The following is a 22,588-nucleotide window of genomic DNA, read 5'->3' on the forward strand; positions in this document are numbered from 1 at the left end:
TTAGATCTGCTGCTTCCTAGAGACTGCTCACTGCTAAACGTTCGTGGGTGCGCGCTCGTGCCCACGTTTCAGCATCCAGCACGGACTCAACTGTCAGCCCGGAAGATCCTGGGTGTTCGCTGAGCACCGCTTCGATAGTATCCACAATGTCCGTGAACCGGATCCGCCCGGAGTGGAAGGCCATCACGGCCTCTTCGTTGGCGGCGTTGAAAACCGCGGGATAGGTGCTTCCCTGCTTGGCAGCGTCCTTGGCAAGAGCGACCGCGGGGAACGCCCCGGCGTCGAGCGGTTCGAAGGTCCAGCTGGTTGCCTGGCTCCAGTCGCACGGCGTGGCCGCCTTCGGGACACGGTCCGGCCATCCCAGCCCGAGGGCGATGGGCAGGCGCATGTCCGGCGGCGAAGCCTGGGCAATGATGGAGCCGTCCACGAACTGGACCATGGAATGGACCACGGACTGCGGGTGGACAACGACGTCGATGCGGTCCAGCGGGATGTCGAACAGCAGGTGTGCCTCGATCACCTCAAGGCCTTTGTTCACCAGGCTGGCGGAGTTGGTGGTGACCATCAGGCCCATGTCCCAGGTGGGGTGCGCCAGGGCATCCTGCGGCGAGACATTGTGCAGTTCCTCGCGGGTCCTGCCGCGGAAGGGACCGCCGGAGGCCGTCAGGATGAGCCGGTCCACCTCGGCGGCTGTGCCGGAGCGCAGGCATTGCGCGATGGCGGAGTGCTCGGAATCCACCGGGACGATCTGGTCTTCCCGCGCGGCAGCCTTCACCAGGGCACCGCCGACGATCAGGGACTCCTTGTTGGCCAGTGCCAGGGTGGCGCCTGACTTCAAGGCCGCCAGCGTGGGTGCCAGCCCGATGGAGCCGGTGATGCCGTTGAGCACCACGTCCGCGTCGATCTCCGCAATCCTGGTGGAGGCGTCCGGGCCGGTGATGATCTCGGGGCGGTAGCCGGTGATGCCGGCCGCGCGGGCGGCGTCGTCGATCAGTTCCTGCAGGGCGGACGCATCGCCGCTGGCGGTACCCACGGCCTTCGCCTTCGTGTGCACGGCCTGCCGGGCAAGGAGGTCAAGGTTGCCGCCGCCGGCGCTCAGCGCCACCACCTCGAAAAGGTGCGGGGCGCCGTCGACGACGTCTATCGCCTGGGTGCCGATGGAACCGGTGGATCCGAGAAGAACGATTCTGCGTGGCTGCATCCGTTAAGTATCCCGCACGTGACTGGCATGCCGGCGCCTGCGCGGCCTACCCGAAGGCCAGCTCCACCATGCCCTTGGTAATCGTGGATACGGCTCCCGTGTAGGCGATCACCACCACAATCCGGCGGACGGCTGCCGGCCGCACCCGCCCCGACAGCAGGTCCCCTGCGACGATTCCGAGCACCATGGCGGCCAGGACCCCCAGCCATTGCCAGCCTTCGAGGGCGGGAACATGCCCGCCGGAAAAGAAGTACTTGGTCAGCAGCGAGGACAGGCCCGTGGTGACGAAGTACGGCTGCAGGGTGGCGCCGAAGCTCTTCTGGTCCCAGCGCGTGGCGATGGCGTAGGCAGTGATCGCCGGTCCGCCCACGCCTGCCGCGGCGTTCATCAGGCCGCTGGAAAACCCCAAGGACATCATGGGCACCGGCCCGCCGGCGCGCCAGGCACTACGGGTCAGCCGTTGGGAAGCGAGCAGGGCGATGATGAGCAGCACACCGATGCAGATTTCCAGCGGCGCCGCGGGGACATTGCTGGCGAGCCAGGCACCCGGGGCCACGCCCACCACCGCGGAGGCGGCAAGGCCGGCGTAGCGCCGCCAGTTCACGTGGCGCCACACCCGGGACAGGATCAGCAGCGACGACGCCGCGCCGCAGAGGTTGATGATCATCACCCCGTCAAAGGGGCCAAGCAGCACCACCAGGACCGGCGATACGAGGAGGCCGAAGCCGAGGCCTGCAATACGCTGGGCCATCGCCCCGGCGACAACAGCGGTGAGCACCAGCGCAAACATGGTTCGGTCCTAGTGCTGCAGTGCATTGACGCCGTGGACGGCAGGCGTAACGTGAACAACGTGGAGTGGACCGCGTGGTTCGACGCGCCGGAGTATGAGTTCGCCCGGCAGGTGCTGCAGCGCGGCATTGCCACGATTTTCTTCGTGGCGTTCCTCTCCTGCCTCAACCAGTTCCCCGCGCTGCTCGGCGAGCGTGGCCTGCTCCCGGTTCCCGACTACGTGGACAGCTTCAGGCGGCGCCGGCGGCCCAGCCTGTTCCTCTGGCGATACACGGACCGCCTGCTGCGATGGGTCTGCTGGAGCGGCATGGCCATCGCGGCCACGATCGTAGCGGGGCTCCCCCAGCTCGGGCCGCCATGGCTGCCAATGCTCGCGTTCCTGTCCCTGTGGCTGCTGTACATGTCGATCGTGAACGTGGGCCAGACGTTCTACGGGTTCGGCTGGGAAATGCTGTTGCTTGAAGCGGGTTTCATCGTGGCGTTCCTGGGTTCGGACCAGACTCCGCCGCCCCGGACCATCCTGATCCTGCTGGCGTGGCTGCTGTTCAGGCTGGAGTTCGGTGCCGGGATGATCAAGATCCGCGGCGGCAGCGAGTGGCGCGACCTGACCGCCCTGTACTACCACCACGAGACCCAGCCGATGCCCGGACCGTTGAGCCGCCAGGCGCACCTGCTACCGAAGCCCCTGCACCGGATGGAGGTCCTGGGCAACCATTTCGCGCAGCTGGTGGTCCCGTTCTTCCTCTTCGCCCCGCAGCCGCTGGCCGGCATCGCCGCGGGCATCGTCATCTTTACCCAGCTGTGGCTCGTGGCAAGCGGCAACTTTGCCTGGCTCAACTGGATGGCCATCCTGCTGGCCTTCGCGGCCGTCAGTGATCCGGTGGCCCACGCTGTGCTTCCCGTTATCCCGTTGGACTGGCAAGCATCCGGTTCGGGCGCGGGCGCCGGTGAGGGCACGGGCGGAACGCAGACCCCGGTGTGGTGGCTCGCCATCGTGCTCGCCGTGACGGTGCTCCTGCTGGTCCTCAGCTACTGGCCTGCCCGGAACCTCCTCCAGCACCGGCAGCTCATGAACGCCAGCTTCAACCGCTGGCAGCTCGGCAACACGTACGGGGCCTTCGGCACCGTGACCAAAATGCGGATCGAGATCGTGGTGGAAGGGACCCTCGACGCCGAGCCCGACGACGACTCCGACTGGCGGGAGTACGGTTTCCGGGGCAAGCCCGGCGACGTCCGCCGGCTGCCGCGGCAGTGGGCCCCGTACCACCTCCGGCTGGACTGGCTCATGTGGTTCCTGCCCCTTCGCACCGTGCACGAGGAGTGGTTCTACGCCTTCCTGGCCAAGCTGCTGGAAGCTGACGGGCAGGTGCTCCGGCTCCTGCGCCAGGACCCGTTCGACGGCGCCCGCCCGCGGTGGGTGCGCGTGCACAGCTACCTCTACCGCTTCGCGAGCCGTGCGGAGTACCGCGAAACAGGCCAGCGCTGGATCCGGACCCTGCTGTACGAAGCCATCCCGCCGCTGTCCCTCCCGCCGGGGCGCTGAGGTCAGGGCATTGCCGCCGCACCGATGTTACACAGGCTTCAGGGCGTAGCGGCGCTCGGGCCGGCCTGCACCGTACTTGAGCCGCACCTCCACCCTGGACTCGTCGTGGAGGTATTCGAGGTACCTGCGGGCACTGACCCGGGACGTGCCCAGCAGGTCGGCCACTTCGGCGGCCGACAGGTCAGCCTCGGCGGAGGTGAGCACGTCCACCACACGCTTGAGGGTTTCCGGGCTGCAGCCTTTGGGGAGGTGGGGCTCGGTGCGTTCGGGCCGGTCGGTGCTTTCCAGCCCGAAGACCCGGTTGACGTCCGACTGCTCAGCAACGTCCTTGGCCAGGTCCAGGCCCTGGTAGGCGCTGCGGTAGTGCTCAAGGCGTTCCTGCAGGTCCGTCTGCGAAAACGGCTTGATGAGGTAGTGCACAATCCCGCCCCGCAGCGCACGCCGGACCGTCTCTACCTCGCGGGCGGCACTGATCACCAGCACGTCCAGTTCCGGTGCCGCCTCCCGCAGCCTGGTCATGAGGTCCAGCCCGTTGATATCGGGAAGGTGGATGTCCAGCAGGACCAGGTCGGGCTGCAGGCGGGCGGTTTCCACCATGGCCTGGGCTCCGGTGTGCGCAACCCCCACGACGGCGAATCCCGGCGTGCGCTGGATAAAGCCGGCGTGGACTTTGGCCACCATGAAGTCGTCGTCGACGATCAGGACATTGATCATGGCTTGGCCACCCTTCCTTTTGCCGGCATCCGCTTCAGCGGGGCCCGTTTCAATCGCGCGGTGAAGACCGCGCCGCCGTCGTTGGCCACGTCAAGCTCTCCGCCGCTCCGCCGGCACACGACACGCGACAGCGCCAGGCCAAAGCCCCTGCCGCCCGCGGGTCCCGGTTGTTTGGTGGTGAAGCCCTGCCGGAAGATTTCTTCGGTGGCCGCAGCATCGATGCCCGGGCCGGTGTCCCGGACGGTAACCACCACTTCCTCGGGACTGTCCTCCACGTGGACCCGGACAGACGCCTCCGCGGCCCCCGTGACAGCGTCGAGGGCGTTGTCCACGAGGTTGCCCACCACGGTGGTCAGGTCCCGGGCGAGCTCGTCGTCCACGCGCTCCAGCGCAGACTCCGGGTCAAGCTGGAGGGTGACTCCCCGCTCTGTGGCGAGGCTGGACTTGGCGATCAGCAGGGCAGCCAGCGCCGGGTCCCGGATACGGCTGGTCACGTCGTCGTTGAGCCTGGTCCGGTCCAGGGTGGCGCCATTAACGAACTGCACCACGGAATCGTACTCACCGATCTGGATCAGGCCGGAAATGACGTGCAGCTGGTTGGCGAACTCATGGGCCTGCGCGCGCAAGGTATCGGTGGCGGTCCGGGTGGCGCCCAGTTCCCGCTCCAACGACGAGAGTTCGGTCCGGTCGCGCAGGGTGGTGACGGAGCCGATGTCGCGGCCGCGTGAGCGGATGGGCACGCGGTTCAGCACCACCAGGCGCTCGCCTACCAGCACCAGCTGGTCCGGACCCGGCTGCTCCCGGGTCAGGACGTCCTTCAGCGCGGGGTCTACCGGCAGGACTGCCAGGACCTTGCCCACGCAGTCGGCAGGCAGGCCCAGCAGTTCGCGGGCACTGTCATTGGCCACGGTGATACGTTCGTGCGGGTCGAGAGCCACCACGCCTTCCTTCAATCCGTGCAGCATGGCCTCGCGGTTCTCCACCAGCCCGGTGATTTCGCTCGGTTCCATGCCCAGGGTCTGCCGCTTGACCCGGCGCGCCAGCAGCAGCGAGCCTGCCACACCCAGCACGCTGGCCACTCCCAGATAAGTGAGCAGGTTGGGGACGGCGTCGCCCAGCCGTTCCCAGGTGGACGGGTAGGTCCGGCTGATGGAGGCGATGCCGATCATTTTTCCGGCGTCATCCAGCACCGGGACGTGGGCGGACAGTACCGGAGCGGCGTTGCCGTCCACCACGCCGGTCCAGGCCCGCCCCTCCATCACCCGGCTCCCGCCAAGTTCAAGTGGACGGCCCAGCATTCCGGGGTCCGAGGATGCCACCACAGTGCCGTCCAGTCTGGCGAGGGCCACTTGCGCGGACCCGGAGACAGTGCGCACCGATTCGGCGACGGAGGACAGCGCCGCGCTGCCGCGCGGTTCGGCCGAAGGCAGCAGGAAACGGACCGTGGGGTTGTTGCCCAGCGCTTCCGCGGCCGACAGCGCGCGGCGGCCTTCGACCCGTTCAAAGGCCGCGGCGGACTGCGCCAGGGAGATGGCGACGACGGCAACGAGGACGGCCAGGACAATCAACAGCTGCAGCACCAGGTATTGCCCGGCGAGGGACATTCCTCTTCGTCGAGTCACGTGCCGTCTTTCCTATTTTCTCAGTGATACTTCAGCCGGCTTCGTGAAACCAGAGGCCGGAGTGCGCCCGCGGGACTCCCGATCCGCCGCGATGCGCTGAACTATACCCCACCCCGGAATGCCGGAACTTGGCCTGTTTCCACAGCAGGCTCCGCGACGGTTGAGAACCGGAAACGTGAACGAAATGAACTTAACTTTCTCTGCTTACACAAGAGTGATACCCGTCACTTTCAGACCTAGCATCAAATCACCGGTCAGTTTTGCTGACCTGCTTTACCGAGAACTTTACTGAGAAGAGGAACACCATGCGCCAGATCCGCGCATTGCGAATTGCCGCCGTCGCCGCCGGCATCGCCCTGATGGCCACCGGTTGCGGGGCAACCGGCAAGAGCTCCACCGGCGGTGCCAGCTCCGGCGCCGCTGCAGGCCCGCTGACCGGTCTCCAGATCATGGTCCCCAACACCCCGGGCGGCGGTTACGACACCACCGCCCGTGTCGCGGCGAAGGTTCTCGACGACGAGAAGGTCGCCACCAACACCGAGGTGTTCAATTTGGCCGGCGCAGGCGGAACAGTGGGCCTCGCCCGGATCGTCAACGAAAAGGGCAACGGCGACCTCGCCATGCTCATGGGCCTGGGCGTGGTGGGCGCCAGCTACACCAACAAGTCCGAGTCCAAGCTGACGGACACCACTCCGCTGGCCAAGCTCATTGAAGAGCCCGGCGCCATCATGGTCAACAAGGACTCGCCCTACAAGACCATCGATGACCTGGTCACCGCCTGGAAGGCAAATCCCGGCTCCATCAGCGTGGGCGGCGGCTCCTCCCCCGGAGGCCCCGACCACCTGCTGCCCATGCAGCTCGCCGGAGCCGTGGGAATCGACGCCACCAAGGTGAACTTCGTCTCCTACGACGGCGGCGGAGACCTCCTCCCGGCCATCCTGGGCAACAAGGTGGGCTTCGCAGCCTCCGGCGCCGGCGAATACCTGCAGCAGATTCAATCCGGCGAGGTCCGCGTGCTGGCAACCAGCGGCGAGAACCGGCTGGACGGCGTGGATGCCCCCACGCTGAAGGAATCCGGCATCGACCTGGTGTTCACCAACTGGCGCGGCATGGTGGCCCCTCCGGGAATCAGCGACGCCGACAAGGCCAAGCTCATTGCCGCCCTCGAAAAGATGCATGGCACCGAGGCCTGGAAGGAAGCCCTCAAAACGCACAGCTGGTCCGATGCGTTCCTCACGGGCGATGAGTTCAAGGCGTTCCTGACCGAACAGGACAAGCGGGTGGCGGACGTCCTGACCAAGCTCGGGTTGGCATGAGCTCCATAGCCTCAGGCTTGAAAGGCCGCGCCGAGCTGGGGGTAGCCCTCCTGCTCGGCGTGGCCGGCGTCGTCGTCTTCCTGGACACGAGCCGCCTGGCCATCACGTACTCCCAAACTGACCCGGTAGGGCCCAAGACGCTGCCGTACCTGGTGTCCGGCCTTCTGGTTGTCTGCGCCGTTCTGTTGGCAATCAACGTGCTGCGGGGCGGGCAAGGCGAGGCCGAAGGCGGGGAGGACGTTGACCTCACGCACCCCGCCGACTGGAGAACCGTCCTTCCCCTGGCGGCGGCCTTCATCGCCAACATCCTGCTGATCGACTGGGCCGGATGGGTGATCTCGGGAACCATCCTCTTCTGGGGCAGCGCCTGGGCCTTGGGGAGCCGGCATTACGTCCGTGACGGGATCATCTCCGTGGCCCTTTCGGTTCTCACCTTTTACGGCTTCTACCTGGGCCTTGGCATTCACTTGCCGGCCGGTGTCCTGAAAGGAATTCTGTAATGGACGTCTGGTCCTCCCTCATGGACGGTTTCGCCACCGCCCTGACTCCCATGAACCTCCTCTACGCAGTGATCGGCGTCATCCTGGGTACCGCCGTCGGCGTCCTCCCGGGACTGGGCCCGGCCATGACAGTGGCGCTGTTGCTGCCCGTCACCCAGGTCCTCGAACCCACCAGCGCATTTATTATGTTCGCCGGCATCTATTACGGCGGCATGTACGGCGGGTCCACTACGTCCATCCTCCTTAACACCCCCGGCGAATCCTCCTCCGTGATCACCGCCATCGAAGGAAATAAGATGGCCAAGGCCGGCAGGGCCGCCCAGGCTCTGGCGACGGCGGCGATCGGCTCCTTCGTGGCCGGCACCATTGGTACTGCCCTGCTGGCAATGTTCGCGCCGATCGTTGTGCAGTTCGCCGTCAGCCTGGGCTCCCCCAGCTACTTCGCGATAATGGTCCTGGCCCTACTGGCGGTCACCGCCGTGCTGGGCTCCTCCCGGCTGCGCGGCTTCGCTGCTTTGGGCCTTGGCCTGGCAATTGGCCTGGTAGGCATGGGCTCCGGCCAGGCCCGCCTCACGTTCGGTATTCCACTGCTGGCTGACGGCATAGACATTGTGGTGGTTGCCGTGGCCATCTTTGCCGTGGGCGAGGCCCTCTGGGTTGCGGCGCACCTGCGCCGCACCCCGCTCCATGCCATTCCGGTGGGCCAGCCCTGGATGGGCAAGTCCGACTGGAAGCGCTCCTGGAAACCGTGGCTGCGCGGTACCGCCTTCGGCTTCCCCTTTGGCGCCCTGCCGGCCGGCGGTGCCGAAATCCCTACCTTCCTGTCCTATGTGACGGAGAAACGGCTCAGCAAACACCCCGAGGAGTTCGGGCACGGTGCTATCGAAGGCGTGGCCGGGCCGGAAGCCGCTAACAACGCCTCCGCTGCCGGCACCCTAACACCCATGCTGGCCTTGGGCCTGCCAACCAACGCCACTGCCGCCGTGATGCTGGCCGCGTTCACCGGATACGGCATTCAGCCTGGCCCTCAGCTGTTCGCCAGCCAGGGTCCCCTGGTGTGGGCGTTGATCGCCAGCCTCTTCATTGGCAACTTCCTGCTGCTGCTCATCAACCTGCCCTTGGCTCCACTGTGGGCGAAGCTCCTGCAGCTTCCCCGCCCCTACCTGTATGCCGGCATTCTGTTCTTCGCCACGCTGGGCGCCTATTCGGTCAACCTGCAGGCCTTCGACCTCGTGCTTCTATTGGTTTTCGGCGCCTTGGGTTTCATGATGCGGCGCTTCGGCCTCCCTGTCCTGCCGCTGATCCTCGGCGTGATCCTCGGCCCGCGGCTGGAGGACCAGCTCCGCAAGGCACTGAAGCTGTCCGGTGGCGACCCGTTGGGCCCCCACGGCCTGCTCGGTGAGCCGATCGCCGTCGTGGTCTACATCATTGTGGCCATCATCCTGGTCTGGCCGTTGCTGTTCAAGCTGTACCGCCGCGCCCGTCCGGCAGCCACACCTGCAGGCATTCCGGTGACGTCCGGTTCGTCAGCGCCGAAGGATGCCACCGGCACCCACAGCCACAGCTCCAGCACCGGCGGTGGCGCCAGCGACGGTGACGGCCACGGCTAGTTCCCCCGGCACCGCCCACTACCGGAACACACCAATCTGGAAGTACAGATCACACAGACAAGGAGACACCATGACCATCGTTGTGGGCTACGTTCCAACACCAGAGGGCGAAGCCGCCTTCGACCAGGCCATCAAGGAGGCACGGAAGGCGCAGTCCAAGCTGGTGGTCATCAATTCCTCCCGCGGCGATGCCCTGGTGGACAAGCGCTATGCCGGGGAAACCGAAATCGAGGGGATCGACGAGCGTCTCGGCAAGGAAGGCATCGAGCACGTCATCCTCCAGCCCGTGCGCGGCCACGACGCCGCCATTGAGGTCCTGGAGGCGGCGGAGGCACACCAGGCCGACCTGATTGTGATCGGGCTGCGGCGGCGCACCCCCGTCGGCAAGCTGATCATGGGCAGCACCTCGCAGCGGATACTCCTGGAAGCGGACTGCCCGGTGCTGGCGGTGAAGGCGGGCTAAGCGATACAGCTGAACAAGGCAGAGGCCGGGAGTCGTAAGACTCCCGGCCTCTGCACTGCCTTAGTGGGCTGCCCGCCGCAGGGTGGATTCCGCGTGCTTCAGGATGGGCCCGTCGATCATCTTCCCGTTGAACTGGAACACGCCGCTCCCGGCCGCAGCGGCAGCCGCCAGGAGCTCCTTGGCCGCGGCGACGTCCGATTCCGCGGGAGCATAGGCGCCCCGGACGACGGCAACCTGGCCGGGGTGGATGCAGGCCTTGGCACCGAATCCCGAGGCGACGGCGTCGCGGGACTCGGCGGCCAGCCCTTCGAGGTCGGGAATGTTGACGTACACCGAGTCGATGGCCGCTTTGCCGAAGGCCCCGGCGGCCAGCAGCACGGTTGACCTGGCGTGCTGCGCCACTGCCCGGTAGCCGCCGTCGTCGTTCCTGCTGGAGGTCCCGCCGAGGGAAGCGAGCAGGTCCTCGGCACCCCACATCAGGCCCACCACGTTGGGTTCGGCGGCGATGGCGGCGGCGTTGAGTATTCCGGCGGCCGTCTCGCACAGCGCAATCACGCTGAAGCCCTCGAGCGCTTTGAGCTGGCCGGGGTTTTCGGCCTTGGCCAGCATCACGTGGCGGTACGGAGTGTGCTTGAGGCAGTGCAGGTCCTTCTCGAACTCGTCCGTTCCGGCCGGGTTGATCCTGATGATGGTGCGGCTGGGATCCAGCTCGGGAACGTCACCGGTGGCACCAAGCTGGGCGAGGATGGCGCCGCGGGCACGCTGCTTGTCACCCGGCGCGACGGCGTCCTCCAGGTCCACGATCACGGCGTCGGAACGCTCCGCGGCCTTCTGGTAGCGCTCGGGACGGTCGGCGGGACAGAACAGCAGGGCGGGGCCCATCAGGAAAGTCATGCTTAAATTGTCCTCTTTTCGGTGCTTTCTTTCTGCCCGGATTCTTCCCCGGCAGCTGCGTGAGCCTCCTGCGTCCACATCAGGCAACTGCGGGTGGCCAGTGCCACCACCACGCCGTCCTGGTTCCGGCCTGTGTGCTGCATGGTCACGATTCCCTGCCCGGGCCGCGAGGACGACAGGCGTTTGCCCGTGATGACGGTCTCCGTATACAGGGTGTCACCGTGGTACAGCGGGTGCGGAAAGGACACATCGGTCAGTCCCAGCTGCGCGACGATGGTCCCCTGCGTCAGCTGCGGCACGGACTGCCCCACCACCGTGGCCAGCGTGAACATCGAGTTCATCAGCCGTTGGCCGAACGGCTGCCCGGCGCTCCAGGCCGCGTCGAGGTGCAGCGCCTGGGTGTTCATGGTCATGGTGGTGAAGAGGACATTGTCCGTTTCGGTGACCGTCCGGCCCGGCCGGTGGGCGTAAACAACTCCTTCGTCCAATTCGTCGAAGTAGAGGCCGCGCTGTTCAATCACGCGGGGCGTACCTTCCGGGCCCGTCGTCATACGGTCAGTTCCTGGTCTTCCTCGAAAAGCTCGGCGCCGGTGGCCGCGGCGACGTCTTCCGCCGTGACGTTGGGAGCCAGCTCGCGCAGCACCAGCCGGGAGGAGCCGCCCTCGGTGACCACGTCGATGACGGCGAGGTCAGTGATGATCCGGTCCACGCACCCCTTGCCTGTCAGTGGCAGCGTGCACTTCTCCACGATTTTCGGCTTGCCGTTGCGGTCCACGTGCTCCATCATCACGATCACCTTCTTGGCCCCGAACACCAGGTCCATGGCACCGCCCATACCCTTGACCATCTTGCCGGGAATCATCCAGTTGGCCAGGTCGCCGTTCTGCGCCACTTCCATGGCGCCCAGCACGGCCACGTCCACGTGCCCGCCCCGGATCATGCCGAACGAGGCTGCGGAGTCGAAGAACGAGGCGCCGTTGTTGACGGTGACGGTTTCCTTGCCGGCGTTGATCAGGTCCGGATCCACCTGGTCCTCGCCGGGGTACGGCCCGACGCCGAGGATGCCGTTTTCCGAGTGCAGGACCACTTCGACGCCGGCCGGAATGTAGTTCGGGATCAGCGTCGGCATCCCGATACCGAGGTTGACGTACTGCCCGTTGTGAAGTTCCAGGGCCACGCGTGCGGCCAGTTCATTGCGGGTCCAGCCTTTGGTCTCCGGGCCGGTGTCCTCGGGATGCCCGACGGCGGACCGCCGGTATTCGTGGCGGACGGCCTCGGGGCGGGGCGGGGCTCCCGGTGTGGTGTTCGATTCCACGGTTATGCTCCTGCCTGCTCGGTTGCTTGCCGGCCAGTCCCCCGGGAGGGGTTGCCGGCGGCGGCCACGGCGACCGTCCGCTTTTCAATGCGTTTCTCGCCCTGGGGCGCGACCACCACCCGTTGAACAAAGATGCCGGGAACGTGGACGTGCTCCGGATCCAGCTCCCCGGGCTCCACCAGCTCCTCGACCTCCGCGATGGTGATCCGTCCGGCCATGGCGCACAGCGGGTTGAAGTTCATGGCCGTGGCGTGGAAGACGAGGTTTCCGTGCCGGTCACCCTTCCAGGCGTGAACGAGGCCGAAATCCGGGGTCAGCGATTCCTCCAGCACATAATCGGCGCCGTTGAAAGTGCGGACTTCCTTGGGCGCGGAGGCTATGGCGATGCCGCCGTCGGCGTCGTACTTCTGCGGCAGGCCGCCGTCGGACACCTGGGTACCCACGCCGGCCGGCGTGTAGAACGCCGGGATGCCGGCGCCGCCGGCGCGCAGTTTCTCCGCGAGCGTCCCCTGCGGGGTCAGCACCACCTCGAGTTCGCCGGAAAGGTACTGCCGGGCGAATTCCTTGTTCTCCCCGACGTAGGAGCTGATGGTGCGGCGGATCCGGCCGTCCTTCAGCAGGATCCCCAGGCCCCAGTCGTCGACGCCGCAGTTGTTGCTGACGGTTTCCAGGTCCCGGGTTCCGTGCCGGTGCAGTGCATCGATCAGGGCCACCGGAATGCCGCACAGTCCGAAACCTCCGACGGCGAGTGACGCGCCGTCGGGGATGTCGGCCACCGCGGCCTCGGCGCTGGCAACAACCTTGTCAATCATCGTCGATCCTTCCTGGTTACGCTCCGTGTTTTGCTCCCTGCGCTGCTCCCTGGCGGGGTGCTAAAGGCCGAGTTCGCGGGCGATCAGCATCAGCTGCACCTCCGTGGTGCCCTCCCCCACTTCAAGGATCTTGGAGTCGCGGTAGTGGCGTGCCACAGTGAATTCGTTGATGAAGCCATAGCCGCCGAACACCTGGGTGGCGTCCCGCGCGTTGTCCATGGCTGCCTCACCTGCGACCATCTTAGCGATGGCCGCCTGGGTCTTGAACGGCTTCCCGGCAAGCATGCGCGCGGCGGCGTCGTAGTACGCCAGCCGTGCCGTGTGGGCGCGGGCCTGCATGCGGGCAATCTTGAAGGCGATCGCCTGGTACTTGCCGATGTTGTGGCCGAAGGCGCTGCGTTCCTTGGCGTATTTGACGGAGAGGTCCACGCAGCCCTGCGCCGCGCCCGTGGCCAAGGCGGCGATGGCGATGCGGCCCTCGTCCAGGATGGAGAGGAAGTTCGCGTAGCCGCGGCCCTGCTCGCCGAGCAGGTTCGCCTCAGGGACGTGGACGTCCTTGAGCGTGAGCGGGTGCGTGTCCGAGGCGTTCCAGCCCACCTTGTTGTACGCCTTCTCCGCCTTGAACCCGGGGGTGTCGGTGGGCACCAGGATGGTGGAGATTTCCTTCTTGATGCTGCCGTCCTTGCGCTCGTGCCTGGCGGTTACGGCCGTCACGGTGACCAGGCGGGTGATATCCGTGCCGGAGTTGGTGATGAACTCCTTGTTGCCGTTGATGATCCAGGTCTTTTCGCCTCCGACGACTTCGAGCCGGGCCGTGGTCTTGGTTCCACCCGCGTCCGAACCGGCCTCCGGTTCCGTCAGGCCGAAGCCGGCGAGCGCCTTGCCGGAAGCCAGGGACGGCAGCCATTCCTCCTTCTGGGCGTCGGTGCCGAACCGGTACACGGGCATAGCGCCAAGGGAGACGCCGGCTTCCAGCGTGATGGCCACGGACTGGTCCACCCGGCCCAGCTGCTCCAGCGCCAGGGCCAGGGCGAAGTAGTCCCCGCCCATGCCGCCGAATTCTTCCGGGAAGGGGAGGCCGAAGAGCCCCATGTCGGCCATCTTGGAGACGACCTCGTAGGGGAAGCTGTGTTCCTCGTCGTGTCTGGCGGAAACCGGGGCCACCACTTCGTCGGCGAATTCGCGGACGGTGTTGCTGAGGTCCTGGTATTCCTCGCTGAGCTCAAAATCAGCCATGTTGGGACTTCCTTGTCTTAACTGTGTGACGGGTCTGTTGGGTGTAGCGAATTTTTTTGTTTCGGGGCGGGCGGGCTAGTCTCCCGCGCCCATGGCGATGACGGATTCCTCCACCGCATCCTCCGCTGCGTCCTCCGCCACGGGCGGGCCGGATACGTGGACAGTAGCCAGCACCTGGTCTGCCTTGACCAGGTCGCCTGCCTTCGCGCTGATGTGTACCGTCCCGTCCTGGGGAGCCACCAACTGGTGTTCCATTTTCATGGCCTCCACGGAAAGGAGCACCTGTCCTTCATCCACGTGGTCGCCGTCGCTGACGGAGACGGACACCACTGTCCCCGGCATGGGCGAGCGGACCTGGGGGTCGGCCGCGCCCTCCTCACGCTGGACCGCGGCAAGGACGCGGGCCAGCCGGGTCTCGCGGGTGAGGACCTCGAGCCGGCCGGACCAGCCGTCGTTGCCGAGGAAGAGTTCCGTGGGGAGGCCCGGCTCCGGGTTGTTCCGGTCCGGTGTGGCGGGGCCGGCGTATACCAGGGCGAACGAGTAGGTCCTCGCCTGCCCGTCCAGTGTGACCTCGGCACGGCGGCTTGAGAAGTCCACGGAGGCGGTCCGCCACGGGCCGCCGTTCACCGACACCGCCAGCTCGCCCGTTCCCCCCTCGCCGGCGGCCTCCTGCCGCAGCGCCACCGTGGCAACACCGCCGTCGGACGTTCCCACGCTGATCCTGCGTGGCGCGTGCCCACCGGGCCGCCACCCGTCTTTCCGTTGCCACACCCCCGAAGGAGGTTCGTGCCTCGCCTGCTCCGCTTTGCGCGCTGCAACGGACAGGGCGGCGGCAACAACCTCGGCGTCGCCTACGCGGCGGAAGGCGAAGCCCGGCATCTTGCGCTCGATCAGCCCGGTGTCCAGGCGGCCGGCGCGGACGTCGGCGTCGTTGATGAGCAGGCGCAGGTATTCGACGTTGGTGTCCACCCCAAGCGCGGTGTACCCGGCGAGCGCCGCGTCCAGCGTGTCGAGGGCCGCCGTGCGGTCCTTGCCCCAGGCGATGACCTTGGAGATCATCGGATCGTAGCTGGAGGAGATCTCCAGGCCCTCGAGCAGCGCCGAGTCCACGCGGACTTTGCGATCTGCGTGAGCGGGGAGTTCGTCCAGCAGTCGCACGGTTCCGGTGGACGGCAGGAAGTTCCGCTCCGGGATTTCGGCGTAGACGCGTGCTTCCACCGAGTGCCCGGTAAGCACGACGTCGTCCTGGCGGACGGTGAGTTCCTCACCGGCGGCGATCCGCACCTGCCATTCGACCAGGTCGATCCCGGTGACCATCTCGGTGACCGGGTGTTCCACCTGCAGGCGGGTGTTCATCTCCATAAAGAAGAACTCGTCCGGGGCGTTGTCCGAGACCAGGAACTCCACGGTTCCGGCGCCGCTGTAGTGGACGCTGCGCGCGGCGTTGCAGGCGGCCTCGCCGATCCGCGCCCGGACGGCGGCGCCGTCAGGCAGGGATTCCAGCAGTGGCGAGGGTGCTTCCTCAATCACTTTCTGGTGGCGGCGCTGCAGCGAGCACTCGCGCTCCCCCAGGTGGATGACGTTGCCGTGGTTGTCAGCCAGGACCTGCACTTCGATGTGCCGCGGGGTGAGCACGAGCCGTTCCAGGAAGAGGGTGTCGTCGCCGAAGGCGCTGGCTGCGACCCGGCGGGCGGTGGCCAGCGTGGCTTCCAGCTCCTCGGGGCGCTCCACGATGTGCATGCCCTTGCCGCCGCCGCCCGCGGACGGTTTGATCAGCAGCGGGAAGCCGACACCGGCGGCCGCCTCGATCAGCTGGGCATCCGACATCCCGGGCTCGGCAATGCCGGGGACCACGGGGACGCCGTAGCCCGCGACGTGGTTCTTGGAGCGGATCTTGTCCCCCATCACGTTGAGGGATTCGACGCCGGGGCCGATGAAGGTGATGCCGGCCGCTTCGAGGGCGCGGGCGAAGTCGACGTTTTCGCTCAGGAAGCCGTAGCCCGGGTGCACTGCCTCGGCGCCGGTTTCGCGGCAGGCCTCGATGATGGCCTCGATCTTGAGGTAGCTCTCGGTGGCCGCCGCCGGGCCGATCCGGACGGCACGGTCAGCCTCGCGCACGTGGCGGGCGCCGGCGTCGGCGTCGCTGTACACCGCCACCGAACGGATGCCCAGCGCACGCAGGGTGCGGATGACGCGGCACGCGATCTCGCCGCGGTTGGCGACGAGGACGGTGTTGAACAGCGGCTTCTGCCGGGGTGTGGAAAGAACGGTCGGCGAAGAATCAGTCATGGCTGGCTCACATCCGGAACAGGCCGAAGGAGGTCTCCGGCAGAGGGGTGCGGGAGACGACGTCGAGCGCCAGTCCCAGGACGGTACGGGTGTCCGCGGGGTCGATCACGCCGTCGTCCCAGAGGCGGGCGGTGGAGTAGTAGGGGCTGCCCTGGTCCTCGTACTGCTGCTTGATGGGGGCCTTGAAGGCTTCCTCGTCCTCGGCGGACCATTCCTCGCCGCGGGCCTCGTACTGGTCGCGTTTGACGGTGGCGAGGACGCTGGAGGCCTGGTTGCCGCCCATCACCGAGATCCGGGACGCCGGCCACATCCACAGGAACCGTGGCGAGTAGGCGCGCCCGCACATCGAGTAGTTCCCGGCGCCGAAAGACCCGCCGATCACCACGGTCAGCTTCGGCACCCGCGCGGTGGCGACGGCGGTGACCATCTTGGCGCCGTTCTTGGCGATGCCGCCCTGCTCGTAGTCCTTGCCCACCATGAAGCCGGAGAGGTTCTGCAGGAAAATCAGCGGGATGCCGCGCTGGTCGCAGAGTTCGATGAAGTGCGCGCCCTTGAGCGAGGATTCGCTGAACAGCACCCCGTTGTTCGCGACAATGCCCACGGGGTGGCCGTGCAGCTTCGCGAAGCCCGTGACCAGGGTGGTGCCGTAGTTCTTTTTGAACTCGTGAAAGCGGCTGCCGTCCACCAGCCGGGCAATCACTTCACGCACGTCATACTGGGCGTTGACGTCCGTGGGGACGGCGCCATAGAGCTCGGCGGGGTCCGCGAGCGGTTCGACGACGGCGTCGATATCCCAGGCCGGGGCGGCCGGCTTCGGCAGGGTGGAGACGATGTCCCGAACAATCTGGAGGGCATGCTCATCGTTCTCGGCCAGGTGGTCGGTGACGCCGGAGATTTTCGAGTGGACGTCCCCGCCGCCGAGCTCCTCCGCCGTGACGATTTCGCCGATCGCGGCCTTCACCAGCGGCGGACCGCCCAGGAAGATGGTGCCCTGGTTGCGGACGATGACGGTTTCGTCGCTCATGGCGGGCACGTAGGCCCCGCCGGCAGTGCAGGAGCCCATCACGGAGGCGATCTGCGGGATTTTGGCCGCGGACATCTTTGCCTGGTTGAAGAAGATCCGGCCGAAGTGCTCCTTGTCCGGGAAGACCTCGTCCTGCTTCGGTAGGAAGGCTCCGCCGGAATCCACGAGGTAGATGCAGGGCAGCCGGTTCTCCAGCGCGATCTCCTGCGCACGCAGGTGCTTCTTGACCGTCATCGGGTAGTAGGTGCCGCCCTTGACGGTGGCGTCATTGGAGATCACCAGCACCTGGCGGCCGTGGACCAGACCGATCCCGGCGATGACTCCGGCGCCCGGGGAATCGTCGTTGTACATCCCGGTGGCCGCGAGCGGCGCGATTTCGAGGAAGGGGCTGCCGTCGTCGAGCAGCTGGTCGATGCGCTCGCGTGGCAGCAGTTTTCCGCGGGCCACATGGCGTTCCCGGGACTTCTGCGGACCGCCGAGCGCTGCCTGGGCGAGCCTGTCCTTCAGCTCGTTTGCAAGTGCCAGCTGGGCTTGCCGGTTGGTGGCGTACGCTGCGCTGCCGGTGTCCACCAGGCTGGCGATTGTCTCCATTGACTGCTTCCGTTCCCGGACGCCCTGGCGAGGCCGTCCTGAGCGATTCGGTTAGTACCGCATAACTGAGATTTAGGTTAGTCTCTATTAACTGTGATGTCCAACACGCGCTTGCATTGCTAGGATTTGCAGTTCCAAGGAGGAAATGTGCCGATCATCGAGCGCGACCAGGCGAGCGGGCGGGGCCTGGCGGACCAGCGAGTTCAGACAACCCAGCGCAGCCAGGCCAAAGAGAGCCGGCGCCAGGCGCTGCTGTCCTCGGCCGCCACACTTTTTGCCCTCAACGGCTTCAACCGCGTTTCGCTTGAGGACCTGGGCGCTGCAGCGGGCGTCAGCGGCCCGGCCGTATACCGTCATTTCGCCGGCAAGCAGGCGGTCCTGGGGGCGCTGCTGCTCAGCGTGAGCCAGGAACTGCTGGAAGGCGGCCGCCGGGTGGCGGCAGATGCCGGCGACCCCGCTGCGGCGCTGGCACGCCTGGTTCAGTTCCACGTTGACTTCGCCCTGAGCAACCCTGACGTCATCCGGGTCCAGGACCGCGACTTCAGCAATCTCTCCGACAACGACCAGGCCGAGGTCCGCACCCTGCAGCGCAACTACGTGGAGCTGTGGGTTGAAGTGCTGCAGGAGTTGCACGGGGATACGGACACCGCGGAACTCCGGATGCGCGCCCACGCGGCTTTCGGACTCATCAACTCCACGCCGCACTCGGTCCGCAGCCACGGCCGGCGCGTCGCCGTGAAGTCCGCCCGGCCGCTGCTGGAGAGCATGGCCCTCGCCGCCCTCCTGGTGACGGCCAGCCCCGTACCCGGCGAGTAGACGCAAAGCTGCCGGCTGTCCGTTCTCCCCGGCGACCCGGCTCGCGGCCTAACCGGGGCACTTAGACACGGACACGCCGAAAACTGTGGCGCCGCCGTCGTAAATTGGCCTCACAGTGCCCCACGACGGCCGACCCCCGCGCCCGTCGGCTGCGGCGAAGGAAAACCGCGGTCGACAAGGGCGCAACCCAAAAAGCTGCCGGCTGCCCGTTCCCCCCGGAACGGACAGCCGGCAGCTGTGGTGTGTCCGCTAGACCATTGCCAGGACCATGCCGGGATCAGCGAGGATGGCCCCGATATCCGCCAGGAAGCGGGACCCCTGCTCGCCGTCGACCAGCCGGTGGTCGAAGGACAGGCTGAGCGTCATGACCTGGCGGAGGGCGACCTCGTCCTTGTACTCCCATGGCATTTTCCGCACGGCTCCCATGGCCAGGATGGCCGCTTCGCCGGGGTTGAGGATCGGAGTGCCGGCGTCGATGCCGAACACGCCGATATTGGTAATGGAAATGGTGCCGCCGGAGAGTTCGGCCGGGCTGGTCTTGCCGGCGCGGGCAGTTTCCGTCAGGCCCGTAAGCGCCGTGGACAGGTCAGCCAGGGACATCCGGTCGGCGTCCTTGATGTTCGGCACGGTCAGTCCCCGGGGAGTCGCCGCGGCAATCCCCAGGTTCACATAGTTGAACTGCACGATCTCCTGGTTGGCTTCGTCCCACCGCGAATTCAGCGACGGCTGGCGGCGCAGGGCAATCAGCAGGGCCTTGGCCACGAGGGTCAGCGGAGTCAGCTTGAAACCCTCAAACGCCCGGCTGGCCTTGAGCCGGGCCAGCAGCTCCATTGTGGGGGTGACATCAACGGTCAGGAATTCCGTGGCGTGCGGTGCCGTGAAGGCACTGGAGACCATGGCCGCAGCGGTCAGTTTCCGGACACCCTTGATGGGAGTCCGCGTTTCGCGCTCACCATGGATGACGCCGCCGACGCCGGCTGCCGGAACCGCCCCGGCCGGGGTACCGGCCGCAGTACGGTCTCCCCCGCCGGCAAAGTTCTGCACGTCCTCGCGCGTGATCAGCCCGCCGGCGCCCGTGCCGGTCACTGCCGTCAGCTCAACGCCCAGGTCCTTGGCCAGCTTCCGCACTGGCGGTGTGGAGCGCGGACGCTCGTCCGCGTTTGTTGTGGCAGTCTCGGCCGCGGCCGTGGGTTCGACGCGTCCAACCACCGCGGTGGCAATCGGCGCCGCGGCCGTAGCTGCGGCCGGAGCAGCGAAAGTGCGGGCACGCCGGGTGGGCCGGCCGGAGGCTTCAACAATGGCGCCGTACCCCACGAGGTTGGGCTCGCGTTTGGCGGTCTCCGCCTCAGCCGGACCGCCAGCGGAGGGCCCGCCGTCGTCGCCCTCCACCTCGAAGGACACAATCGGCTTGCCCACCTCCACCACGGTTCCCGGCTGTTCGTGGAGGGCGGTGATCACGCCGGCGAATGGCGACGGCAGTTCGACGACGGCCTTCGCCGTCTCCACTTCCGCAATGACCTGGTTCAGGGCAACGGTGTCGCCCACGGCAACTTTCCAGCTGAGGATTTCCGATTCCGTCAGCCCTTCGCCGAGGTCCGGGAGCCTGAATTCCTTGATCATGGCGGCGCTCATCCTTCCAGCCCGCTGAGGGAGTTGGGGCGGCCAAGGGCACGGTCCACGCCGTCAAGGATCCTGTCCAGACTTGGCAGATGGTGCGATTCGAGCTTCGAGTACGGGTACGGGACGTCGAAACCGGTGACCCGGACGGGGGCAGCTTCCAGGTGGTAGAAGCAGCGTTCCGTAATGCTGGCAGCCACCTCGGCACCGAGCCCGCCGGATTGACCGGCCTCATGCGTGATCACCAGGCGGCCCGTCTTGCGCACCGAGGCCTCCAGCGTTGCGAAGTCCAACGGTGCCAGCGAGCGCAGGTCGATGACCTCGATCGAGACGCCGTCATCTGCAGCGGCAAGGGCGGCGTCCCTGGCCGTCTTGACCAGCGGACCATAGGCGACGAGCGTGACGTCCTTGCCTTCGGTTACCACACGCGCCTTTTCCATCGACAGCGCGGTGGCAGGATTGATCGACTCATCAACCTCGCCCTTGTCGTGGTAGCGGCGCTTCGGCTCGAAATACAGCACCGGATCGTCGGAGGCGATGGCCTGCTGGATCATGGTGTGGGCATCCTGCGGGTTGGAGACGCTGACCACCCGCAGTCCTGACGTGTGCGTGAAGTACGCCTCGGGAGACTCCGAGTGGTGCTCCGGGGATCCGATGCCGCCGCCGAACGGGACGCGCACGGTGATGGGCATCTTCACGGCGCCCTGGGTCCGGTAGTGGATCTTGGCCACCTGGGACACGATCTGGTCGAACGCCGGGTAGATGAACCCATCGAACTGGATTTCCACCACCGGCCGGTAGCCCCGGTAGGCAAGGCCGACGGCGGTGCCCATGATGGCGGACTCGGCGAGCGGGGTGTCCACAACGCGGTGTTTGCCGAAGTCCTTCTGCAAACCGTCGGTCACCCGGAAGACGCCGCCGAGGGTGCCGATGTCCTCGCCCATCAGGATGACTTTGGGGTCGTTTTCGAGGGACTTGCGGAGGCCGGAGTTAATCGCCCGGGCAAAGGTCATTTGCGTCATCAGCGAGCACCTTCTTCTGAGTGGGTCCCTGCGGGATCGCCGAAGGAAGCCAGGTAGCGGGAGTAGTGGTCTTCCTGGCGGTCCAGCCAGGAGTTGGGGGTGCTGTAGACATGCTTGAAAATATCCAGCGGCTCCGGGTCCGGCATGCTGATGCAGCCGGCCCGCATCTCGCGGGCCACGGCGTCGGCTTTGGCAGCCACCCGCGCTTCGAGCTGCTCCGTCAGCAGGCCCTTGCGTTCCAACAGGCCCTTGACGCGGGCAATCGGATCCTTGGCCGCCCAGTCCTCCAGTTCGTTGGCATCCCGGTACCGGGTGGGATCATCGGCAGTGGTGTGCGGGCCCATCCGGTAGGTGACTGCTTCGATGAACGTGGGGCCGCCGCCGTGGCGGGCCCGTTCGAGCGCTTCGCGCGTGGCTGCCATGACGGCGAGCACGTCGTTGCCGTCGACCCGGATGCTGGGAATCCCGAAACCTGCCGCACGGTCGGCGATCCTTATGTGGGACTGCAGGCGCACCGGCTCGGAAATGGCCCAGTGGTTGTTTGAGCAGAAGAAGATTACCGGGGACTGGAAGCTGGCGGCGAAGACCATGGCCTCATTGACGTCACCCTCGCTGGTGGCGCCGTCGCCGAAATACGTGATGGCTACCGAGTCGGCGCCGTCGTTCTGGATGCCCATCGCATAGCCGGTCGCGTGAAGTGTCTGGGCGCCGATGATGATCTGCGGCGTGGCCATGTTGACGGTGTATGGATCCCAGCCCGCCGAGGCGTTGCCCCGCCAGACCTTGACGATGTCGGTCAGATCCACGCCGCGGCAGTAGGCGACGCCGTTCTCGCGGTAGCTGGAGAATACGAAGTCATCGTCGCGGAGTGACCTCGCCGAGCCTATCTGGGCGGCCTCCTGGCCCAGGAGCGGCGGCCACAGGCCGAGCTCCCCCTGGCGTTGGAGGGCAGTCGCTTCTGTGTCGATCCGCCGGATGACCACCAGGTCCTCGTAAAGGTAACCCAGCTGCTCCTCACTGACATCCTGGACCCAGGCATCGTACTGAGGATGACTGACGCGCTCACCCCCGGGAGTGATCAGTTGTACCAGGCTCTCGCCTGTCCCGCCGTGATGTCCTGCACTGTTGTCCGGGCCGCCGGCGGCGATGCCGCCCTGACCCAACTCGTCTGTAAACACAGTTGCACGCAACCTTCATACGTCGTGTCACCGGCG

Annotated in this window: 20 protein-coding genes; 6 read left to right on the top strand and 14 right to left on the bottom strand. The window is 66.7% G+C overall.

Features of this window, described 5'->3' with window-relative positions:
* Nucleotides 1-16: 16 nt before the first annotated feature.
* Nucleotides 17-1,201: a 1-deoxy-D-xylulose-5-phosphate reductoisomerase gene (gene dxr, locus AC1DRE_RS15720; RefSeq protein WP_476985458.1), complete on the bottom strand. Its 1,185-nt coding sequence runs from the start codon at nt 1,199-1,201 to the stop codon at nt 17-19.
* A gap of 46 nt (nt 1,202-1,247) precedes the next feature.
* Nucleotides 1,248-1,991 (bottom strand): TSUP family transporter, encoded by a 744-nt coding sequence (locus AC1DRE_RS15725; protein ID WP_476985459.1) that lies wholly within the window; start codon nt 1,989-1,991, stop codon nt 1,248-1,250.
* Nucleotides 1,992-2,051: 60 nt separating this feature from the next.
* Here AC1DRE_RS15725 and AC1DRE_RS15730 point away from each other — a divergent pair, with 60 nt between their 5' ends.
* The gene (locus tag AC1DRE_RS15730; protein WP_476985529.1) at nt 2,052-3,533 is read left to right on the top strand and encodes a lipase maturation factor family protein; all 1,482 of its coding nucleotides are present in this window, start codon (nt 2,052-2,054) and stop codon (nt 3,531-3,533) included.
* Between the two features lie 27 nt (nt 3,534-3,560).
* Here AC1DRE_RS15730 and AC1DRE_RS15735 read toward each other — a convergent pair whose 3' ends face one another.
* Both AC1DRE_RS15735 and AC1DRE_RS15740 read right to left on the bottom strand, forming a co-directional pair.
* Complete coding sequence (locus AC1DRE_RS15735; protein WP_476985460.1) at nt 3,561-4,247, bottom strand: response regulator; 687 nt, start codon at nt 4,245-4,247, stop codon at nt 3,561-3,563.
* Nucleotides 4,244-5,851, bottom strand: a complete 1,608-nt coding sequence (locus AC1DRE_RS15740) for a sensor histidine kinase (protein WP_476985530.1) — start codon at nt 5,849-5,851, stop codon at nt 4,244-4,246. The genes AC1DRE_RS15735 and AC1DRE_RS15740 overlap by 4 nt, the downstream gene beginning before the upstream one ends.
* Before the next feature lie 323 nt (nt 5,852-6,174).
* On the opposite strand from AC1DRE_RS15740, the gene AC1DRE_RS15745 reads away from it, so the two are divergent.
* The 4 genes from AC1DRE_RS15745 to AC1DRE_RS15760 all read left to right on the top strand — a co-directional run bounded on the left by AC1DRE_RS15745 (nt 6,175) and on the right by AC1DRE_RS15760 (nt 9,758).
* On the top strand, nt 6,175-7,185 hold the full coding sequence (locus tag AC1DRE_RS15745) for a Bug family tripartite tricarboxylate transporter substrate binding protein (RefSeq protein ID WP_476985461.1): 1,011 nt from the start codon (nt 6,175-6,177) through the stop codon (nt 7,183-7,185).
* Complete coding sequence (locus AC1DRE_RS15750; RefSeq protein ID WP_476985462.1) at nt 7,182-7,685, top strand: tripartite tricarboxylate transporter TctB family protein; 504 nt, start codon at nt 7,182-7,184, stop codon at nt 7,683-7,685. Before AC1DRE_RS15745 ends, AC1DRE_RS15750 begins: the two co-directional genes overlap by 4 nt.
* The gene (locus tag AC1DRE_RS15755; protein ID WP_476985463.1) at nt 7,685-9,295 is read left to right on the top strand and encodes a tripartite tricarboxylate transporter permease; all 1,611 of its coding nucleotides are present in this window, start codon (nt 7,685-7,687) and stop codon (nt 9,293-9,295) included. Before AC1DRE_RS15750 ends, AC1DRE_RS15755 begins: the two co-directional genes overlap by 1 nt.
* Nucleotides 9,296-9,365: 70 nt before the next feature.
* The gene (locus tag AC1DRE_RS15760; protein ID WP_476985464.1) at nt 9,366-9,758 is read left to right on the top strand and encodes a universal stress protein; all 393 of its coding nucleotides are present in this window, start codon (nt 9,366-9,368) and stop codon (nt 9,756-9,758) included.
* Between the two features lie 60 nt (nt 9,759-9,818).
* On the opposite strand, the gene AC1DRE_RS15765 is transcribed toward AC1DRE_RS15760, so the two are convergent.
* The 7 genes from AC1DRE_RS15765 to AC1DRE_RS15795 form a co-directional block, all read right to left on the bottom strand.
* Nucleotides 9,819-10,652 (bottom strand): HpcH/HpaI aldolase/citrate lyase family protein, encoded by an 834-nt coding sequence (locus AC1DRE_RS15765; RefSeq protein ID WP_476985465.1) that lies wholly within the window; start codon nt 10,650-10,652, stop codon nt 9,819-9,821.
* A 2-nt stretch (nt 10,653-10,654) separates the two neighbouring features.
* A complete protein-coding gene (locus tag AC1DRE_RS15770) occupies nt 10,655-11,203 on the bottom strand; it encodes a MaoC family dehydratase (RefSeq protein WP_476985466.1) in 549 nt (182 codons plus the stop codon).
* Nucleotides 11,200-11,967 (bottom strand): CoA transferase subunit B, encoded by a 768-nt coding sequence (locus AC1DRE_RS15775; RefSeq protein ID WP_476985467.1) that lies wholly within the window; start codon nt 11,965-11,967, stop codon nt 11,200-11,202. The genes AC1DRE_RS15770 and AC1DRE_RS15775 overlap by 4 nt, the downstream gene beginning before the upstream one ends.
* Nucleotides 11,968-11,969: 2 nt before the next feature.
* Nucleotides 11,970-12,779 (bottom strand): CoA transferase subunit A, encoded by an 810-nt coding sequence (locus AC1DRE_RS15780; protein WP_476985468.1) that lies wholly within the window; start codon nt 12,777-12,779, stop codon nt 11,970-11,972.
* A 60-nt stretch (nt 12,780-12,839) separates the two neighbouring features.
* On the bottom strand, nt 12,840-14,015 hold the full coding sequence (locus AC1DRE_RS15785; protein ID WP_476985469.1) for an acyl-CoA dehydrogenase family protein: 1,176 nt from the start codon (nt 14,013-14,015) through the stop codon (nt 12,840-12,842).
* Nucleotides 14,016-14,090: 75 nt separating this feature from the next.
* Complete coding sequence (locus AC1DRE_RS15790; protein ID WP_476985470.1) at nt 14,091-16,304, bottom strand: acetyl/propionyl/methylcrotonyl-CoA carboxylase subunit alpha; 2,214 nt, start codon at nt 16,302-16,304, stop codon at nt 14,091-14,093.
* A gap of 7 nt (nt 16,305-16,311) precedes the next feature.
* A complete protein-coding gene (locus AC1DRE_RS15795; RefSeq protein ID WP_476985471.1) occupies nt 16,312-17,919 on the bottom strand; it encodes a carboxyl transferase domain-containing protein in 1,608 nt (535 codons plus the stop codon).
* Nucleotides 17,920-18,066: 147 nt separating this feature from the next.
* Between AC1DRE_RS15795 and AC1DRE_RS15800 the strand changes: the two genes are divergently transcribed.
* The gene (locus AC1DRE_RS15800) at nt 18,067-18,735 is read left to right on the top strand and encodes an SACE_7040 family transcriptional regulator (RefSeq protein WP_396020195.1); all 669 of its coding nucleotides are present in this window, start codon (nt 18,067-18,069) and stop codon (nt 18,733-18,735) included.
* A 249-nt stretch (nt 18,736-18,984) separates the two neighbouring features.
* Here the strand turns inward: AC1DRE_RS15800 and AC1DRE_RS15805 are convergent, their stop codons facing one another.
* From AC1DRE_RS15805 to pdhA, 3 genes are read right to left on the bottom strand one after another with little or no spacing between them, the layout of a single operon-like run.
* Nucleotides 18,985-20,367 (bottom strand): dihydrolipoamide acetyltransferase family protein, encoded by a 1,383-nt coding sequence (locus AC1DRE_RS15805; protein ID WP_476985472.1) that lies wholly within the window; start codon nt 20,365-20,367, stop codon nt 18,985-18,987.
* A complete protein-coding gene (locus tag AC1DRE_RS15810) occupies nt 20,364-21,374 on the bottom strand; it encodes an alpha-ketoacid dehydrogenase subunit beta (protein WP_476985473.1) in 1,011 nt (336 codons plus the stop codon). The genes AC1DRE_RS15805 and AC1DRE_RS15810 overlap by 4 nt, the downstream gene beginning before the upstream one ends.
* On the bottom strand, nt 21,374-22,552 hold the full coding sequence (gene pdhA / locus AC1DRE_RS15815) for a pyruvate dehydrogenase (acetyl-transferring) E1 component subunit alpha (RefSeq protein WP_476985474.1): 1,179 nt from the start codon (nt 22,550-22,552) through the stop codon (nt 21,374-21,376). The genes AC1DRE_RS15810 and pdhA overlap by 1 nt, the downstream gene beginning before the upstream one ends.
* Nucleotides 22,553-22,588: the final 36 nt, after the last annotated feature.

Source organism: Arthrobacter sp. P4_H3 (assembly GCF_056400885.1).

Coding starts and splice junctions, on each gene's coding strand:
- dxr (WP_476985458.1), bottom strand. CDS start 1,201: ATGCAGCCACGCAGAATCGTTCTTCTCGGATCCACCGGTTCCATCGGC.
- AC1DRE_RS15725 (WP_476985459.1), bottom strand. CDS start 1,991: ATGTTTGCGCTGGTGCTCACCGCTGTTGTCGCCGGGGCGATGGCCCAG.
- AC1DRE_RS15735 (WP_476985460.1), bottom strand. CDS start 4,247: ATGATCAATGTCCTGATCGTCGACGACGACTTCATGGTGGCCAAAGTC.
- AC1DRE_RS15740 (WP_476985530.1), bottom strand. CDS start 5,851: ATGTCCCTCGCCGGGCAATACCTGGTGCTGCAGCTGTTGATTGTCCTG.
- AC1DRE_RS15745 (WP_476985461.1), top strand. CDS start 6,175: ATGCGCCAGATCCGCGCATTGCGAATTGCCGCCGTCGCCGCCGGCATC.
- AC1DRE_RS15750 (WP_476985462.1), top strand. CDS start 7,182: ATGAGCTCCATAGCCTCAGGCTTGAAAGGCCGCGCCGAGCTGGGGGTA.
- AC1DRE_RS15755 (WP_476985463.1), top strand. CDS start 7,685: ATGGACGTCTGGTCCTCCCTCATGGACGGTTTCGCCACCGCCCTGACT.
- AC1DRE_RS15760 (WP_476985464.1), top strand. CDS start 9,366: ATGACCATCGTTGTGGGCTACGTTCCAACACCAGAGGGCGAAGCCGCC.
- AC1DRE_RS15765 (WP_476985465.1), bottom strand. CDS start 10,652: ATGACTTTCCTGATGGGCCCCGCCCTGCTGTTCTGTCCCGCCGACCGT.
- AC1DRE_RS15770 (WP_476985466.1), bottom strand. CDS start 11,203: ATGACGACGGGCCCGGAAGGTACGCCCCGCGTGATTGAACAGCGCGGC.
- AC1DRE_RS15780 (WP_476985468.1), bottom strand. CDS start 12,779: ATGATTGACAAGGTTGTTGCCAGCGCCGAGGCCGCGGTGGCCGACATC.
- AC1DRE_RS15785 (WP_476985469.1), bottom strand. CDS start 14,015: ATGGCTGATTTTGAGCTCAGCGAGGAATACCAGGACCTCAGCAACACC.
- AC1DRE_RS15790 (WP_476985470.1), bottom strand. CDS start 16,304: ATGACTGATTCTTCGCCGACCGTTCTTTCCACACCCCGGCAGAAGCCG.
- AC1DRE_RS15795 (WP_476985471.1), bottom strand. CDS start 17,919: ATGGAGACAATCGCCAGCCTGGTGGACACCGGCAGCGCAGCGTACGCC.
- AC1DRE_RS15805 (WP_476985472.1), bottom strand. CDS start 20,367: ATGAGCGCCGCCATGATCAAGGAATTCAGGCTCCCGGACCTCGGCGAA.
- AC1DRE_RS15810 (WP_476985473.1), bottom strand. CDS start 21,374: ATGACGCAAATGACCTTTGCCCGGGCGATTAACTCCGGCCTCCGCAAG.